This window comes from Pandoraea nosoerga, from assembly GCF_902459585.1.
Lineage (GTDB): Bacteria > Pseudomonadota > Gammaproteobacteria > Burkholderiales > Burkholderiaceae > Pandoraea > Pandoraea nosoerga.
The window spans coordinates 1-14,644 of record NZ_CABPSC010000014.1 but is presented as its reverse complement, the minus strand read 5'-3'; the positions used below and the strand labels follow the sequence as shown (position 1 = coordinate 14,644).

The 14,644-nt window shown below is 67.9% G+C and carries 14 protein-coding genes, 1 tRNA gene and 1 pseudogene; 9 read left to right on the top strand and 7 right to left on the bottom strand.

The window, feature by feature from the left end; genetic code table 11:
* Positions 1-69 precede the first annotated feature (69 nt).
* On the bottom strand, positions 70-516 hold the full coding sequence (locus PNO31109_RS16960) for a hypothetical protein (RefSeq protein WP_241013903.1): 447 nt from the start codon (positions 514-516) through the stop codon (positions 70-72).
* Between the two features lie 133 nt (positions 517-649).
* Positions 650-731 (bottom strand) — tRNA-Leu (locus tag PNO31109_RS16955).
* A 93-nt stretch (positions 732-824) separates the two neighbouring features.
* Here PNO31109_RS16955 and PNO31109_RS21990 point away from each other — a divergent pair.
* The 6 genes from PNO31109_RS21990 to PNO31109_RS16930 all read left to right on the top strand — a co-directional run bounded on the left by PNO31109_RS21990 (position 825) and on the right by PNO31109_RS16930 (position 6,104).
* Positions 825-1,028: a hypothetical protein gene (locus tag PNO31109_RS21990; protein ID WP_174966446.1), complete on the top strand. Its 204-nt coding sequence runs from the start codon at positions 825-827 to the stop codon at positions 1,026-1,028.
* Entirely contained in the window at positions 1,025-1,627 is a 603-nt protein-coding gene (locus PNO31109_RS16950; RefSeq protein WP_244958194.1) for a chromate transporter, read from the top strand. Before PNO31109_RS21990 ends, PNO31109_RS16950 begins: the two co-directional genes overlap by 4 nt.
* 88 nt (positions 1,628-1,715) lie before the next feature.
* Entirely contained in the window at positions 1,716-2,240 is a 525-nt protein-coding gene (locus PNO31109_RS16945; protein ID WP_150556639.1) for a chromate transporter, read from the top strand.
* Between the two features lie 266 nt (positions 2,241-2,506).
* Positions 2,507-3,784 carry an ergothioneine biosynthesis protein EgtB gene (egtB, locus tag PNO31109_RS16940; RefSeq protein ID WP_150556761.1) on the top strand — a complete coding sequence of 426 codons (1,278 nt, stop codon included), beginning with the start codon at positions 2,507-2,509 and terminating at the stop codon, positions 3,782-3,784.
* A complete protein-coding gene (gene egtD / locus PNO31109_RS16935; protein WP_150556638.1) occupies positions 3,784-4,785 on the top strand; it encodes an L-histidine N(alpha)-methyltransferase in 1,002 nt (333 codons plus the stop codon). The genes egtB and egtD overlap by 1 nt, the downstream gene beginning before the upstream one ends.
* A gap of 485 nt (positions 4,786-5,270) precedes the next feature.
* Complete coding sequence (locus tag PNO31109_RS16930; RefSeq protein WP_150556637.1) at positions 5,271-6,104, top strand: DUF4088 family protein; 834 nt, start codon at positions 5,271-5,273, stop codon at positions 6,102-6,104.
* A gap of 36 nt (positions 6,105-6,140) precedes the next feature.
* On the opposite strand, the gene PNO31109_RS16925 is transcribed toward PNO31109_RS16930, so the two are convergent.
* The 3 genes from PNO31109_RS16925 to PNO31109_RS16915 all read right to left on the bottom strand — a co-directional run bounded on the left by PNO31109_RS16925 (position 6,141) and on the right by PNO31109_RS16915 (position 8,467).
* On the bottom strand, positions 6,141-7,034 hold the full coding sequence (locus PNO31109_RS16925) for a DMT family transporter (RefSeq protein WP_150556636.1): 894 nt from the start codon (positions 7,032-7,034) through the stop codon (positions 6,141-6,143).
* A gap of 123 nt (positions 7,035-7,157) precedes the next feature.
* Positions 7,158-8,129: a hypothetical protein gene (locus tag PNO31109_RS16920; RefSeq protein WP_150556635.1), complete on the bottom strand. Its 972-nt coding sequence runs from the start codon at positions 8,127-8,129 to the stop codon at positions 7,158-7,160.
* A 23-nt stretch (positions 8,130-8,152) separates the two neighbouring features.
* A complete protein-coding gene (locus PNO31109_RS16915) occupies positions 8,153-8,467 on the bottom strand; it encodes a hypothetical protein (protein WP_150556634.1) in 315 nt (104 codons plus the stop codon).
* A gap of 430 nt (positions 8,468-8,897) precedes the next feature.
* Here PNO31109_RS16915 and PNO31109_RS16910 point away from each other — a divergent pair, with 430 nt between their 5' ends.
* A complete protein-coding gene (locus tag PNO31109_RS16910; protein WP_150556633.1) occupies positions 8,898-9,374 on the top strand; it encodes a nitrate reductase associated protein in 477 nt (158 codons plus the stop codon).
* A gap of 48 nt (positions 9,375-9,422) precedes the next feature.
* Here the strand turns inward: PNO31109_RS16910 and garD are convergent, their stop codons facing one another.
* Positions 9,423-10,955, bottom strand: coding sequence for a galactarate dehydratase (gene garD / locus PNO31109_RS16905; RefSeq protein WP_150556760.1), 1,533 nt, complete (start codon positions 10,953-10,955; stop codon positions 9,423-9,425).
* Between the two features lie 465 nt (positions 10,956-11,420).
* Here garD and kdgD point away from each other — a divergent pair, with 465 nt between their 5' ends.
* Positions 11,421-12,332 (top strand): 5-dehydro-4-deoxyglucarate dehydratase, encoded by a 912-nt coding sequence (kdgD, locus tag PNO31109_RS16900; protein WP_150556632.1) that lies wholly within the window; start codon positions 11,421-11,423, stop codon positions 12,330-12,332.
* Between the two features lie 9 nt (positions 12,333-12,341).
* Positions 12,342-13,916, top strand: coding sequence for an aldehyde dehydrogenase (NADP(+)) (locus PNO31109_RS16895; protein ID WP_150556631.1), 1,575 nt, complete (start codon positions 12,342-12,344; stop codon positions 13,914-13,916).
* Between the two features lie 73 nt (positions 13,917-13,989).
* On the opposite strand, the pseudogene PNO31109_RS21985 reads toward PNO31109_RS16895, so the two are convergent.
* Positions 13,990-14,644, bottom strand: a pseudogene (locus tag PNO31109_RS21985) (anti-sigma factor); the annotation flags it as partial.

Below are 14,644 nucleotides of genomic sequence, written 5' to 3'. Positions count from 1 at the left end.
GGCTATAGCCGCCCGCTTGTTGTGCGTCGAACGAATGAAGGCGATGACGTTCAGGCAGCTACAGGGGAACTACAGGCCGAGAATCGTGACACAGTCATGCCCGAACTGATTGCCACTGGTCCACGCCTCAATCTGCGAAATCATCGAGCCGAGGGCGACACAATTTGTGCCTAGGTTCTCAATAAATCTTGTTTTTGAATCGGCGAAGAGGAAGCCGATCCGCTCGAGCATGGCCGGTCTGAATGTCTCGCCTTCCAGCCCACTTCGGATGTCCGTGAGGGCTTTGAGAATCTTCTCCCAGTCGGGCATGCTGATTTGCGTAAAAGCGTAGTGATCGAAACTTGACTTGTACTTCGCGATCGTCGGTTCGATATACCCAAATACCTCTTCCTCAAAGAACAGTGAACCGTCGTTCCAGCATCGACCTGTATAGGCGCCTGCCATGACTTCTACATAGGCGGTACCTTCCAACAATGAGCGATCTGTAATCGCCCGGAACGGGCAAGTCGAACTCATTAATCGAAAGCCTTGCAAAATGTGGAGACGCTGGATTGTCAGCGATCCAGCCAGCGATGTCGAACGACCGCTTCTGGCCGACTTCAGCCTTTCAAAAAAGGCCCTTCAAACTGCATCAAAATTGGAGTAGGCGTGCCGGGGACCGGACTTGAACCGGCAAGCCCGAAGGCGGCGGATTTTAAGTCCGCTATGTTTACCAATTTCATCACCCCGGCAAGGGCACGCATTCTAACATCCCCCACCGGGATACGTCAGTTGGGTATCATGGGCGTATGCACGCTCCGTGCGCGTCAATGGAGATCGATCCCATGCTGGAGAATCTCGACCGCATCGCCCTGTCGCTCGACGCCATCGAAACCGCCGCGCGCGATGTCGCCCAGCAATCCCCGCAAAACGCGCAGGCCCTCTACGTCGCGCTCATGGAAATCCGGAACGCCATTGCGCTCGTCGCTCAGGAAGTCGTGCGTCTCGAACACGAAATTCATGGCTCGATCGGCAACGGACAATCGTGACGCAACTCGCCACATCAGACACCTCTGACAACAACGCCACCGCACATCGCCCGTCCTGCTGGGAACTGGCCGTAGCCTTCGGCTCGGTCGGAGCCACCGGCTTCGGCGGCGTCCTCCCAAGGGCCCGGCGCATGGTCGTCGACCAGCGCCGCTGGCTCAGCGACCGCGAATTCGCCGAACTCCTCCCGCTCGCGCAACTCCTGCCCGGCCCCAACGTCGCCAATATCGCCACCGTCCTCGGCCGGCGCTTTCGCGGCCCGCGCGGCGCCGCGGCTGCTGTCGCAGGACTGTACTTCTGCCCGACCATCGTCATCATTCTGATCGGCTTCGCCTACGCGCAATGGGGACAAACGCCGCTGGTCCAGCACCTGCTCTCGGGGCTGATGCCCGCCGCCACCGGCCTCGTGATCGCCACGGCCGTGCGCTTGCTCGCAGGATTGCAGCGGCATTGGAGCACGCTGACCTTCGCGGCGGCCACCTTCATCGCCAGTTTCCTGCTCGGTTTGCCGCTGCTGCTCGTGCTGGCCGTGCTCGGCCCGTGTGCCGTCGTGACCGCGTACCGGTCGCAGCGCCGCGACGCCGCCACACCGCCCTGCTGAGAGCGTCCATCCGCCCCCCCATCCGACACCGCCAACCCGGCCGCGCCAATCCGACATCGCCGGACCGCCATCGCCCACACCGCGTCTCATGAACACACTCATCGACCTGTTCCTGCACGGCTCGCTCTGGTCGCTGCTGGCCGTCGGCGGCACCAACGTCACGCTTGCCGATATCCACCGCTATGCAGTGGAAACGCGCCACTGGATCACCGATGCCCAGTTCGTCACGTTCTTCTCGCTCGCACAGGCCGCTCCCGGCCCGAACGGCATGGCCGTCACGCTGATCGGCCTGCAGGCGGCGGGACTGCCCGGCGCGCTTAGCGCCACGCTCGCCAAATGCGCGCCGAGCTCACTGCTCGCCTATCTCGTCGGGGGCTGGGTCGACCGGCACGAGCGCTCGCGATGGGTGCGCGCCGTGCGCGCGGGCCTCGCCCCCATCACCGTCGGTTTGCTGGCCGCGAGCAGCGCCGTGCTCGCGCGCGAAGTCGACGTCAACGTCGCGCGCGGACTCGTCACAATCGCGGCCATCGTCATCACGTTGCGCACGCGCTGGAATCCGCTGTGGCTCGTCGCAGGCGGCAGTCTGCTCGGCCTGACGGGCTGGCTGATGTAAGGCGCGATGCATCGATGCGCCGGCCTGCCGGCCGGCGTCAACGCCTCCCCGACCGCTCGCCGGCCGCCCGTGGCCGCCCTTGGCCGCCCGCACGTGGCTGGCAAGTCTCGTTACGAACCGTCACACACCCGCGGAGCAACGGGTCTACAATAGGCAGCACGTTTCACAACACGGTGTGTCCCATGACCCTCCCCTGTTGTACGTCGCAAGCCGAGGCGCCCTCCGGCACCTCCCTCAATGATTCCCTTGCACGCGCCGCGCTCGGCATGCCCCGCGTCGCGCCACACGGCGACACGAGCCGCACGGGGACGCTAGCCGAGCGCTACGACGCCGTGCGCGCCGCGTCGGTCGCCTTTGCCCAGGGTCTCTCGGACGCCGACGCCACCGTGCAGTCGATGCCCGACGCCAGTCCCGTCAAGTGGCATCTCGCTCACACGACGTGGTTCTTCGAGACGTTCCTGCTCAGCGAGTCGGCTGCGCGCTTCGGCAAGCGCTACCGCCCCTACGACGCGCGCTTCGCCTACCTCTTCAACTCCTACTACGAAGCCGCCGGCCCGCGCCACCCGCGTCCGCAACGCGGCCTGCTCACGCGCCCGACGCTCGACGAAGTGCTGCGCTATCGCAATCACGTCGACGCGGCCATGCACGAGAGGTTCCTGCACGCGGACCTGCCGCGCGAGGTCGCCGCGCTCGTCACGCTTGGCCTCCATCACGAGGAGCAGCATCAGGAGCTCATGCACACCGACCTGCTGCACCTGTTCGCGCAGAACCCGCTGCGTCCCGCCCATCGCCCGCCCTCCGTTCCGGTGCACGACGCCGGCCCGTTGCAGTGGATCGCTCACGACGGGGGGCAGCATCGCATCGGGCATTCGGGGGACACTTTCGCGTTCGACTGCGAGACACCCGCGCACGACGTGCTGCTGCGGCCGTTTGCGATCGCGTCGCGCGTGGTGACCAACGGCGAATGGCGCGCATTCATCGAAGACGGCGGCTACCGCATGGCGGGCCTCTGGCTCTCGGACGGGTGGGCGACAGTGCAACGTGAAGGTTGGGCACATCCGCTCTACTGGGAACTGCACGACGGCCAATGGCAATCGATGACGCTCGCCGGCATGCAGCCCGTTGACGACAACGCGCCGGTGCAGCACGTGAGCTATTTCGAGGCCGACGCGTTCGCGCGCTGGGCGGGCAAGCGGCTGCCGACAGAGCAGGAGTGGGAAGTCGCGGCGAGATCGGCGATGGCTGCGGCAATCGCCGTGGATGACGCGTCGGCATCGTCGCCGGCGTCGCCCACCTCACGGATGCAGCAGTGCTTCGGCCCGGTATGGCAATGGACGGCGAGTCCATATGTCGCCTATCCGGGGTTTCGGACGGCAGCGGGGGCCGTCGGCGAATACAACGGCAAATTCATGTGCGGCCAGTTCGTGCTGCGCGGCGGCTCGCTCGCCACGCCGCCCGGTCACGCGCGCGCCACGTATCGCAATTTCTTCTACCCGCATCAGCGCTGGCAATTCTGCGGCCTGAGGCTCGCGGAGGATCGCTGATGTCGCAAGCTACCCAAGCTACCGCGTTCGTTTGCCCGTCACTGCCTGAGAACGCCTTCGCCACGGACGTGCTCGCCGGTCTGGGCCACACGCCCAAGTCGCTGCCGAGTGTCTGGCTCTACGACCGGCGCGGCAGCGAACTGTTCGAAGCCATCACGGAACTCGACGAGTACTACCAGACGCGCACCGAAACCGCCCTGCTCGCTCAGTGCGCCGCCGCCATTGCGGACGTGGTCGGGCCGGACGCCGTCGTCGTCGAATTCGGCAGCGGGTCGAGCCGCAAGACGCCGCTGCTGCTCGACGCCCTCATCACGCCGCGCGCCTACGTGCCGGTGGATATCGCCGGCGATTTTCTCGACGACGCCGTCGCCACGCTGGCCCGCCGCTGCCCTGGCATTCCGATCCTGCCCGTGCGCGCCGACTTCACGCGACCGTTCCGGCTGCCGCCCCAACTGCAGGATGAAGCCACCGCACATGGCCCGCGCCTGGGCTTCTTCCCCGGCTCGACGATCGGCAACTTCGCGCCGGCGCAAGCGGCCGCCTTCCTCGCGCACGTGGCCAAGATGCTCGGTGCGCGCCGTCGAATGGTGGTAGGCGTCGACGCCTGCAAGGATCCGGCCGTGCTGCTGCCCGCCTATGACGATGCTCGGGGCGTGACCGCCGAGTTCGACCTGAACGTGCTCGCCCGCATCAACCGCGAGCTCGACGGCAATCTGCCGCTCGACGCCTTCCGGCACGAAGCGCGCTTCAATGCCAAGGCGAGCCGCATCGAGATGCATCTGGTCGCGCAGCGCCCGTGCGAGGCGAGCGTGCTGGGCCGCCGCTTCGCGTTCGCCGCCGGCGAATCCATCCACACCGAGAACTCCTACAAGTACGGGCAGGCCGAGTTCCGGGCGCTGGCCAGCGCCGCGGGCTGGGACATCGAACGCGTCTGGCTCGACACCCGCGAGCGGTTCGCCGTCTATCTGCTGCGTCCCGCGGCAAGCGTCGAGGCCCCCTGAGAGCGCGCTCCATTGGGGCGGCGCCGGGTTCCCGCGTCGCCTTGTCGGGCACGACCAGTGCGTTGACGAAAAATAACGACAGAATCGCTAAAGTTCTGCGCCGATATGCCGTTAAGCAGGCAGGCCATGCCGTATGCCTTGCGGAAACGCGAATTGTGAATTCCGCGCACGCACGGCCGGCATGCGGTGACTCGCTGGCGGCGCATACGCTAGAATCGCCGCCAATAGCGCCAGATGGGGCCACGCATGCCGCGACGCTGCGCGGTACATCGGAGGCTGTCTTCACAGCGCGCGGCCACGACCGCGACGCACCGACTACACGTATCGCTGCACATGACTTCACGCGCAATGGGGATGCACGTGGCACGGGCTTCGGCGACAGCGCCTCTCGCCCGCTGCACTCAGGCAGACGCCCGACGGGCCGACGCAGGCTCGCGCATGCGCGGGCCTCGCGCCATCGCTGCAGTGGCCGGGAGCCCGTTACGATGAGCCGCATTGCCCTCACCCTGTCCGATAGTGCCCTCGCCGACCTCAAGAAGGATTTCGACGCCTTCGTGCGCATCTCCGCCGCCGTCGACCGTCACTTCACGCCGCCGCCCTTCGACGACTTCCTGCGCGCCCGGCTGCTCGACAGCACCGTGCCGCTTACCGAAGCCGCCGTGGCGCAATTGCTCGCGGGCGGTCACTACGCGTGGGCCAAACGCACCTTCGACAAGCAGTTTCCGGACGTCGTCTCGATCATTCTCAATCAGGCGCGCCAGCACGGTTTCTATTTCGTCTCCCGCCCCGAATGGACGCGCGAGGACATGTCGCGTCAGGCGAGCCGCTGGGCCGAGGGCATCGTGCGCGAGGCAAAGGGAGAGGAGCGCATCGTCGAATCGCTCGCCGGGCAGATCGTGAGCTCCGCACAGGACCTGCGCACGCTCGAAGCCACGCTGCAGACGCCCGCGTGGCGCACCGCTTCGGTGCTGCGCGAGCGCGTATTCGAGGCCAAGCGCGCCGTGGAGACTGCCCGCTCGCTGCAGGCGCGGGAGAAACTCGGCGAACTGCGCGCGCTGCTCGATCTCGCCGTGATCTATGGCTCGGTCGGTAGTCAGGAAGCCGAACAGATTCTCGATTACCTGCGCGTGCTGCGCCCCGAACTGTTCAACGACGATCCGGGCGTGCTGGAACGCCTGGCCGCCTGGCTGCGTCGCCTGCTCACGCCGGCGCGCCCGCGCACGGACGCGCCGCCGGCCCCACCCGCGATGGCCGCAGTGACCGCGCCCGATATCGCACGTCAAAACTCCGATCCGCTGCAATCGCCGCTCACGCGTTGAGCGCGTCAGCGCGCAGGAGCGCGCGGGTCGGCCAGCTCACCGGTTGAAGATCAGCGCCACGCCGGCGCTCGCGATCAGCGCGCCCCACCAGGCGCCGGGCGCCGGGCGCTGACGCGTCCGCATCCACAGCAGTGGCAGGACCATGACCGGCGTCGTGGCCGAGAGCGTCGCAATCACGCCCGTGTTGCCGTGCCCCATGCCGTAGAGCAACAGCGTCATGCCCAGCGCCACGCCCACGAAGCCCGACGCCGCCGTCAATGCCAGCGTGCCCGGCGTGAACGCCGAGAACACGGCGCGCCCGCGCCGCGCCGCCACGATCGTCAGCCCCAGCGCCGACACGCCCACGCGCACTGCCGACGCACCGACCGGGTCAACGCCCGCCGCCATCACCGGCTTCGCGATCAACGTGCCGATCGAATGGCACAGCGCCGCCGTCAGGCCGATGGCGACGCCCACACGCACGTCGCCTCGCACCGACTCCCAGTGATGCGCGTCCTCGCGGCGGCCGCCGAACGCGATCGCCATCGCGACGCCGGCCGTCACCAGCGCCACCCCCGCCACGGCCTGCCAGCCCAGCGCCTCGCCGAGCCAGCAGTAACCGAGCACCGCCGTCATCGGGGCATTCGTCGCAAAGATGATGGAGTTGCGTCGCGGCCCGAGCCGGCCGAGTGACGTGTAAAGGATCGTGTCGCCCACCAGAATGCCAATCAGCCCTGACGCCGTCAGCCGCAGCCACTGCTCCAGCGTCAGCGAAGGCCAGCCGCTCAGTACCGCGAGCGCCGCGAGGAGCATCGCGAAGACCAGCAGCATGCGAGCGTAGTTGAACGCGAAGGAGCCGGCCTGGCGCACGGGCGTGATGGCGATCATGCCGCTGCAGGCCCAGCAGAGCGCGGCACCGAGCGCGGCGAGGTAGGCGAGATGGGTTGTCATGGTCAGGGGGCAGACGACGCGAAGCCGCAACCGCCCCCGCCGTTGGAGCGCCATTATACGAGTCGCGCGCCCCGTTCGGGGACATGATGGGTTGCCCGAATCGAATATTGCCCGGCGCCCCGCTCAGACGTCTTCGTCGAGCCGGTGCAGCGCTTCGAACATCGTCCGGTAGGCGGCCGCAACGCCATGGGCGCCGCGCAGCCAACGCAGTCGCGCCGCGGTGTCGGGCACGCCTGCCTCCTCGACCCATTGCGCGAGCAGCGGCGCGCCGCCGCACACGCTCGCATCGTGCCGCGCGTGCGCGCACACCGCCGCGAAGCCCTCGGCGGCAAATGGATAGCGTTGCGCGAGCTCGTCGAATTGCGCTTCGATTTCGCTCGCCGCGCGCAGCGTGGCCGGAGCCTGACATAGCGAGCAGCATCCGACGTAGGTCGGCATGTCGCCTGCCGCGTCGATGATGAAATCGATCAGCGCATGCGTGGCGTCGAAGGCACCGCTGTCGAGAAACGTGCGCGCCGCGGGTCCGCAGCGCAGCAGCCCGGCGGCGAGCATCGTCGCCTGCCCGCGCTGCTCTCGATACTGGCGCAGGAGCATTGGCCGCAGCACGGCGTCGGTGCATCGCTCGACCGCGATCCGATAATGGACGTCCGCGCCCGCCGCGCGGTGATAGAGCTGCGCGAGAAACGCGAGCACCTGGATCTCGCTCGACTCGCCCGCGAGGAACCGCGCCCAGAACGGCACGGCGAAAACGCCGCGCACCCACGCGTCGCAGATGCGCCCGAAGGCCGGAATCACATCGGGGTGCGTGGCGGGCAGCAAATGCACGAGATCTTCGTCGACGAGCGCCGCCAGCCACGTACCCGGCGCGGGCGCTTCGGCGAGCAGCACGCCGTGCCGCATGCGCTCGAGCCAGAGCATGGCGTCGTCGGCGGCCCCATGCACCGAGCAGGAGACCTCGGAGCTCGACACCGTGACGGTGTTCGCGTCGCTCGCCCACCGCGCGTGCGGCGAGACCATCGCCCATACCGCGTTGCCCGACGCCGTGGCAATGCGCGGGGCGCCGCCGGCGTCCGGCACGGCGGACGTGGCGGGCATGGCTGACGTATCGGGCGTCGGACTCATCGAACGATCGCGCCGAGCAACGTCACTTCATCGCGGGCGATACGGCGCACGATCTCCACGCGCACTCCGCCATCGATGCCCGGTGCGGGCGGCGCCAACGCCACGCCCGCGCGTTGGCTCGTGCGCGGCCTGGCGTTGGCGACAGCACGCGAGGCGTCGGCCGCCTCGGCTTTCGGTGAACGAGTCGTGGGTGGACGATTCGTGCGCACCGTCGCGTCAGATGACGACGACGCACGCGTGCGCGCGGCCGGGGGCGACGTCAGCACGACGGGAAGGAAAGGGAACGGCGGGGACGAAGGACGGGCGGGCATGGCGGCTCCTGGCGAATGCAGCGTTTGCAGCATGGCAAGTGACGCAGGCGACGGTGCCCCGGGAGACAGCCGCTCGCGCCAGGCACCTCGTCGGCGCGATGACAAAAGCGTCTACCTCAAATAAGCCTGCGGCGCCTGCGGAAGACTTCGGGACGCTAGGATTATTCACAACGATGCAGAGCGCGCACTCTCGTTCCCCCTTGGGAAACGACGTGCCGATCGAGCCCACGCCCCGTGCGGCGTCGGTTCCGGACCGGTTCCGCTAGCCTTTGCTCCCGCACAAAATTCAGACGTTTCCCAAGCCATCGATGCAGAAGACGTCGGCAAGGCCGCCGGCATCCCGTCACACGGCGCGGGCCACCGTCACGCCCGCCAAGCCGCGAGTACAATCGACGGCACGCCATACGTCGCCACGCGAGGAGTATCCGTCATGCATCTTTATCAGCGTTTGCCGATCTTCGTCTTCGAGATCGAAGCCTGCGAGAACCTGAAGTTCATCACGATGGCGATTCGCTTCAATCTGGATCGGAACGGCCAGCACCTGTCGCTGACGGACTGGCAGTCACTGCCGCAGCAAGCGCGCGAGACGCTCGCGTCGTGCCCGCCTGGCGACGACGACTTCGCCGCGCGCCTCGACGAGATCGCACGGCGGCATCTGGGCAAGGCGATCGAGCGCAGCGTCGACCCCGCGCCCGAAGCGTGGCGCGACACGAACGCCCTGCCCCCGGGGTTGCTCAGGCAATGCGAGATGGCCGACCTGCTGCCGCCCGAGGTCAGCGACTGGGCGACGCTCACGCCATTTCGACGCTACGTGCTCACGAAGCTCTCGCGCCGCGACACGCTCAATCACTGCTTCGTGCCGGCCATGCTCGAGTTCGGGCTCGCGAGGACGCAAGCGGACCTCTGAGCCTCGCGCGCCGCGCCTGCATGTGGCGTCGCGCGTCACCCCCTCGCCTCAGGTCACCGGCGCGGGGTTGAACAGCGTGAGCGCGTTGTGCAGCCCCCATCGTTCGGCCCAGGTCTTCTCGCCGCTGGCCACGGCGAGCATCAGGTGAAAGAGCTGCCAGCCCACGTCCTCGATGGTGGCCTCGCCTGTCGCGATGCGTCCCGCGTCGACGTCCATCAGATCGTGCCAGCGGCGCGCAAGATCCGAGCGCGTCGCCACCTTGATGACAGGCACTTCCGCCAGCCCGTAGGGGGTGCCGCGCCCGGTTGTGAAGACGTGCAGATTGATGCCCGCCGCCAGTTGCAGCGTGCCGCAAATGAAATCGCTCGCGGGCGTGGCCGCGTAAATGAGGCCGCGCTGGCGCGTGCGATCGAGCTTGTCGCCGGGCGAGACCACGCCATGAATCGGCCCGGTGCCCGACTTCACGATCGAGCCCATCGCTTTTTCCACGATGTTCGACAGGCCGCCGCGCTTATTGCCGGGCGTGGTGTTCGCGCTGCGGTCCACGCGACCGCGCTCGAGATACGCGTCGTACCAGGCCATCTCGCGAATCATCGCTTCGGCCACTTCGGGGGTCGCGGCGCGCGAGGTCAATTGGTCGATTCCGTCGCGCACTTCGGTGACCTCCGAGAACATGACCGTCGCCCCGGCGCGCACGAGCAGATCGGTGGCGAAGCCCACGGCGGGATTGGCGGTGACGCCAGAGAACGCGTCGCTGCCGCCGCACTGCACGCCGACCACGAGCTCGGACGCCGGCACCGTCTCGCGACGCCGCGCATTGAGCCGCTCGAGATGCACGCGCGCGGTCGCGAGGATCGAATCGATCATCGAGAGGAAGCCGACGTGCGCCTCGTCCTGCAGACACACGGTGTCGGGCCGACCCTGGCCGTCCGTGCTTTCGATAGGAATGCTGCCCGCCGGCAGCAGACGCTCGGGCTGCAGCTTCTCGCACCCCAGGCTCACCACCATCACTTCGCCGCCGAAGTTCGGATTGGTGGAGATATTGCGCAGCGTGCGGATCGGCACCACCGCATCCGGCGCGTCGATGGCCACACCGCAGCCGTAGGTGTGCTCCAGCGCCACCACGTCGTCGACGTTCGGATACTGCGGCAGCAGCGTCTCCTTGATGCGTTTGACGGCGAACTCCACCACCCCCGCCACGCATTGCACGGTCGTCGTGATCGCGAGAATGTTGCGCGTGCCGACCGAGCCGTCGGCATTGCGATACCCCTCGAACGTGAACCCTTCGAGCGGCGGCAGCGCGGCCGGCACTCGGTTCGCGATGGGCAGACGGTCGAGCGACGGCGCCTCGGGCATCGTCAGATTGCGCTCGTTCACCCAACTGCCGGCGGGCAGCGCGCGCGCCGCGTAGCCGATCACCACGCCGTAACGAATCACCGGCGCGCCCTGCGCCAGATCGGTCAGCGCTACCTTGTGCCCCTGCGGCACCGCGTCCACGAGCGTGAGCCCGTCCGGGAAACGGCTGCCTGCGGGCAGACCGCCGTCGTTCACGACAATGGCGACGTTGTCCTCCGACTGCATGCGGATGTAGCGCGGCGCGTCCGCCCGCGCAGCGCCAGCCGCGCCGGCCACGTCCTTGCCGCCCGACTGCCCTGAGTCGCCCTTCGGCGTCGTTGCTGCCATGTTGCTCGCTCCTCTGCACTTTCCTTGACGATAAACGACGCGCGCACCTGCCAGAAGGCGCGACACGTCGCAATGACCGCGGGCGTCGTTGATGCCGCTTCAACCACCCGTCACTTATGCGTCATCATACATCTAGAATTCTCCCGACGCTCGGCCTTTCATGGCCTTCGACGCCCCGGGAGAATCCCTCGATCGCGCTTTTCGATAGCTTTTGCGGGTTTATACCACTGTCCCCGACGGCACTCACCTCTTGTTCGCTCGAATGACATGTTATACGATGACATATAACTCAGCGCCAAGCGCGGGTTCGAGCGCCTTCTCAATCACCGAATCCGGCCCCGCGGGCCGACAGGAACTCTGGAAATGACCGCACCTCAAGAACTCAAGCAGATCGTCTCCGACGGCTTGTTGTCTTTCCCCGTGACCGACTTTCACGCCAATGGCGACTTCAACGCGCGCGGCTATGCGGCGCGTCTGGAGTGGCTGGCGCCGTTCGGCGCGACGGCGCTCTTCGCGGCGGGTGGCACGGGCGAATTCTTCTCGCTCACACCGCAGGACTACAGTGCCGTGATCAAGACCGCGGTCGACACCTGCGCGGGCAAGGTGCCGATTCTCGCGGGAGCGGGCGGCCCGACCCGCCTGGCCATCGAATACGCACAGGAAGCCGAGCGCCTGGGCGCCAAGGGCGTGCTGCTGATGCCGCACTACCTCACCGAAGCCAGCCTCGACGGGATCGCCGCGCACGTCGAACAGGTATGCCGTTCGGTGAAGATCGGCGTGATCGTCTACAACCGTGCGAATTCGAAACTCGGCGCCGACGAACTCGAGCGCCTCGCCGAGAAATGCCCGAATCTGATCGGCTTCAAGGATGGCGTGGGCGACATCGAACGCATGGTGCAGATTCGTCGCCGCATGGGCGATCGGTTCTCGTATCTGGGCGGGCTGCCGACGGCCGAAGTCTATGCCGCGGCGTATCGCGCGCTGGGCGTGCCGGTCTATTCGTCGGCCGTGTTCAACTTCATCCCGAAAACGGCAATGAAGTTCTACCGGGCCGTGTGCGAAAACGATCAGGACACGATCGGCCATCTGCTCGACACGTTCTTCCTGCCCTACCTCGAAATCCGCAACCGCCGCGCCGGCTATGCCGTGAGCATCGTGAAGGCAGGCGCGAAGCTCGTGGGACACGACGCCGGTCCGGTGCGCGCGCCGCTGACCGACCTGCTGCCGGCCGAGCTCGAAGCGCTCGACGCCCTCATCCAGAAAGTCGAAGGCTAAGGGGCGCCCATGCAGATCACCGGTGAGATGTTGATCGGCCGCGCCGACGTGCGCGGCAGTGCCGGAACGCTCGAAGCGTTCGACCCGGCGCGTGGCGAAACGCTCGCGCCGACGTTCGGCGCGGGCACGGCGCAAGATGTCGAGCGCGCCTGCGAACTCGCCCGCGCGGCCTTCGATCCGTTCCGCTCGCTGCCGCTCGCCAAGCGAGCGGCTTTCCTCGAAGCTGTCGCGCAAGCCATTCTCGATCTGGGCGACTCGCTGCTCGAACGCGCGCATGCCGAGAGCGGGCTGCCGCTCGCGCGCCTGCAAGGCGAGCGCGCCCGCACCGTCGGTCAGTTGCGCATGTTCGCGCGCGTCGTTCGCGACGGCCACTTCCTGCGCGCCACCATCGACCCGGCGCAACCCGCGCGTGAGCCGCTGCCGCGCAGCGATCTGCGTCTCGCGAAGATCGGGCTCGGCCCTGTCGCGGTGTTCGGGGCGAGCAACTTCCCGCTTGCGTTCTCGGTCGCGGGCGGCGATACGGCATCGGCGTTCGCCGCCGGCTGCCCCGTCATCGTCAAGGCGCATCCGGCGCATCTCGGCACGTCCGAGCTCGTAGCGCGCGCCGTGCGCTCGGCCGTGCAACAGCAAGATCTGCCCGAAGGGGTGTTTTCGCTGCTCGTGGGCGAGCGCGCCGTGGGCGAAGCGCTCGTCGCGCATCCGGCAATCGCGGCGGTCGGCTTCACCGGTTCGCGCGCGGGCGGCCTGGCGCTGCAACGCATCGCGCAGGCGCGCGCGGTGCCCATTCCCGTCTATGCCGAGATGAGCAGCATCAATCCGGTATACGTGCTGCCCGAGGCGCTTGCCGCGCGAGGAGACGCCATCGCACGCGCGTTCGTCGACTCCCTCACGCTGGGCGTGGGCCAGTTCTGCACGAATCCGGGACTGGTCCTGGGACTTGCCGGCGACGCCCTCGAGCGCTTCTGCCGCACGGCCGCCGAAGCGCTCGCGGCCAAGGCGGCGGGCACGATGCTCACACCCGGCATTCACCAGGCCTACGACAAGGGCATTGCGCGACTGGCGAGCGAACCGAACGTGACGCTGCTCGGCCGTGGTCAGGCAGGCGCGGGATACCAGGGACAGGCAGCGCTCTTTCGCACGACGGCGGCCCGGTTTCTCGCCACCCCGACGTTGCACGAGGAAGTCTTCGGCCCGGCGTCGATCGTGATCGCGTGCGACACCCTCGACGAGATGATCGCCGTCACCGAACGGCTCGAAGGTCAGCTCACCGCCACGTTGCAGCTCGACGCGGGCGACACCGACGCCGCACGGCGCCTGCTGCCAAGCCTGGAGCGGCGCGCCGGACGCATTCTCGCCAACGGTTTGCCCACCGGCGTCGAGGTGTGCCACGCCATGGTGCACGGCGGCCCGTTCCCCGCGACGTCGAACGCCATGTTCACGTCGGTCGGCGCGACGGCCATCGACCGGTTCCTGCGCCCGGTGTGCTACCAGGACCTGCCCGACGCCCTGTTGCCCGAAGCCCTGCGCGATGGCAACCCGCTGGGTCTGTGGCGTCTGCGCGACGGCGAGCTCTCACAGGCCTGATCGCGAACACCGCGCCGCAAAGGACGAACGTCTTCTCGATGTCGAAGGCGTTTCGTCCTGGCGCTGCGAGGGCTCACGACGCCCGTCCGCCCTCCCGATCGCGCTCCATCAGCGAGCCGTAGAGCGGCGCGACGGGCCCATTAGCGAGCGCGTCGGCCACGGCCTTGAGGTCGACCGATCCCGGCGCACCGATCAGCGCGTAGCCAATCTGCGCCTTGCGCCACGTGAGCACGCCCATGCGCTCGATCCGCTGCTCGGCCACGCCCTGATCGGCGCGCGCGTCGGGCACCAGACACAGCGCCACGGGATCGCCGTGCTCGGGCAAATAGACGATCTGCACCAGCGCGCGGTCCTGCCAGCGCAGGCGCTGCACGCGCTTGAACGTCAGGCCCTGCGCACGCAGGTCGGGCACCCGCACGTCGAGCCTGTCGTCGCGGCGGATGTCGCTCACGGTGCGCGCGGTCTCGCTTTCGTCCACACGCAGCGATGCGATCGTCTCGCGCACGTACATCTGCTGGTATTCGGCGGCGGCTCGCACCCACGTCACCCCCTGGGGCGACTTCGGCGGGGCGGCCGACGCAGTCGTGACACTCGCTTCGCCCGGGCCACCCTTGTGCGCGCCCCCTGGCAGCGAGGACAGCAGCGGCAAGGCCACGGCGCCTGCCGCCACGCCGGCCGCGAACGCCGCCGCGAGCCACCAGGCGCGCAGGCGGCGGCCGCCCGGCCCG

What these genes read in the sequence shown, in the direction of transcription:
- PNO31109_RS16960 (WP_241013903.1), bottom strand. Translation starts at nt 516, where the DNA reads ATGAGTTCGACTTGCCCGTTCCGGGCGATTACAGATCGCTCATTGTTG.
- PNO31109_RS21990 (WP_174966446.1), top strand. Translation starts at nt 825, where the DNA reads ATGCTGGAGAATCTCGACCGCATCGCCCTGTCGCTCGACGCCATCGAA.
- PNO31109_RS16945 (WP_150556639.1), top strand. Translation starts at nt 1,716, where the DNA reads ATGAACACACTCATCGACCTGTTCCTGCACGGCTCGCTCTGGTCGCTG.
- egtB (WP_150556761.1), top strand. Translation starts at nt 2,507, where the DNA reads ATGCCCCGCGTCGCGCCACACGGCGACACGAGCCGCACGGGGACGCTA.
- egtD (WP_150556638.1), top strand. Translation starts at nt 3,784, where the DNA reads ATGTCGCAAGCTACCCAAGCTACCGCGTTCGTTTGCCCGTCACTGCCT.
- PNO31109_RS16930 (WP_150556637.1), top strand. Translation starts at nt 5,271, where the DNA reads ATGAGCCGCATTGCCCTCACCCTGTCCGATAGTGCCCTCGCCGACCTC.
- PNO31109_RS16925 (WP_150556636.1), bottom strand. Translation starts at nt 7,034, where the DNA reads ATGACAACCCATCTCGCCTACCTCGCCGCGCTCGGTGCCGCGCTCTGC.
- PNO31109_RS16920 (WP_150556635.1), bottom strand. Translation starts at nt 8,129, where the DNA reads ATGCCCGCCACGTCCGCCGTGCCGGACGCCGGCGGCGCCCCGCGCATT.
- PNO31109_RS16915 (WP_150556634.1), bottom strand. Translation starts at nt 8,467, where the DNA reads ATGCCCGCCCGTCCTTCGTCCCCGCCGTTCCCTTTCCTTCCCGTCGTG.
- PNO31109_RS16910 (WP_150556633.1), top strand. Translation starts at nt 8,898, where the DNA reads ATGCATCTTTATCAGCGTTTGCCGATCTTCGTCTTCGAGATCGAAGCC.
- garD (WP_150556760.1), bottom strand. Translation starts at nt 10,955, where the DNA reads ATGCAGTCGGAGGACAACGTCGCCATTGTCGTGAACGACGGCGGTCTG.
- kdgD (WP_150556632.1), top strand. Translation starts at nt 11,421, where the DNA reads ATGACCGCACCTCAAGAACTCAAGCAGATCGTCTCCGACGGCTTGTTG.
- PNO31109_RS16895 (WP_150556631.1), top strand. Translation starts at nt 12,342, where the DNA reads ATGCAGATCACCGGTGAGATGTTGATCGGCCGCGCCGACGTGCGCGGC.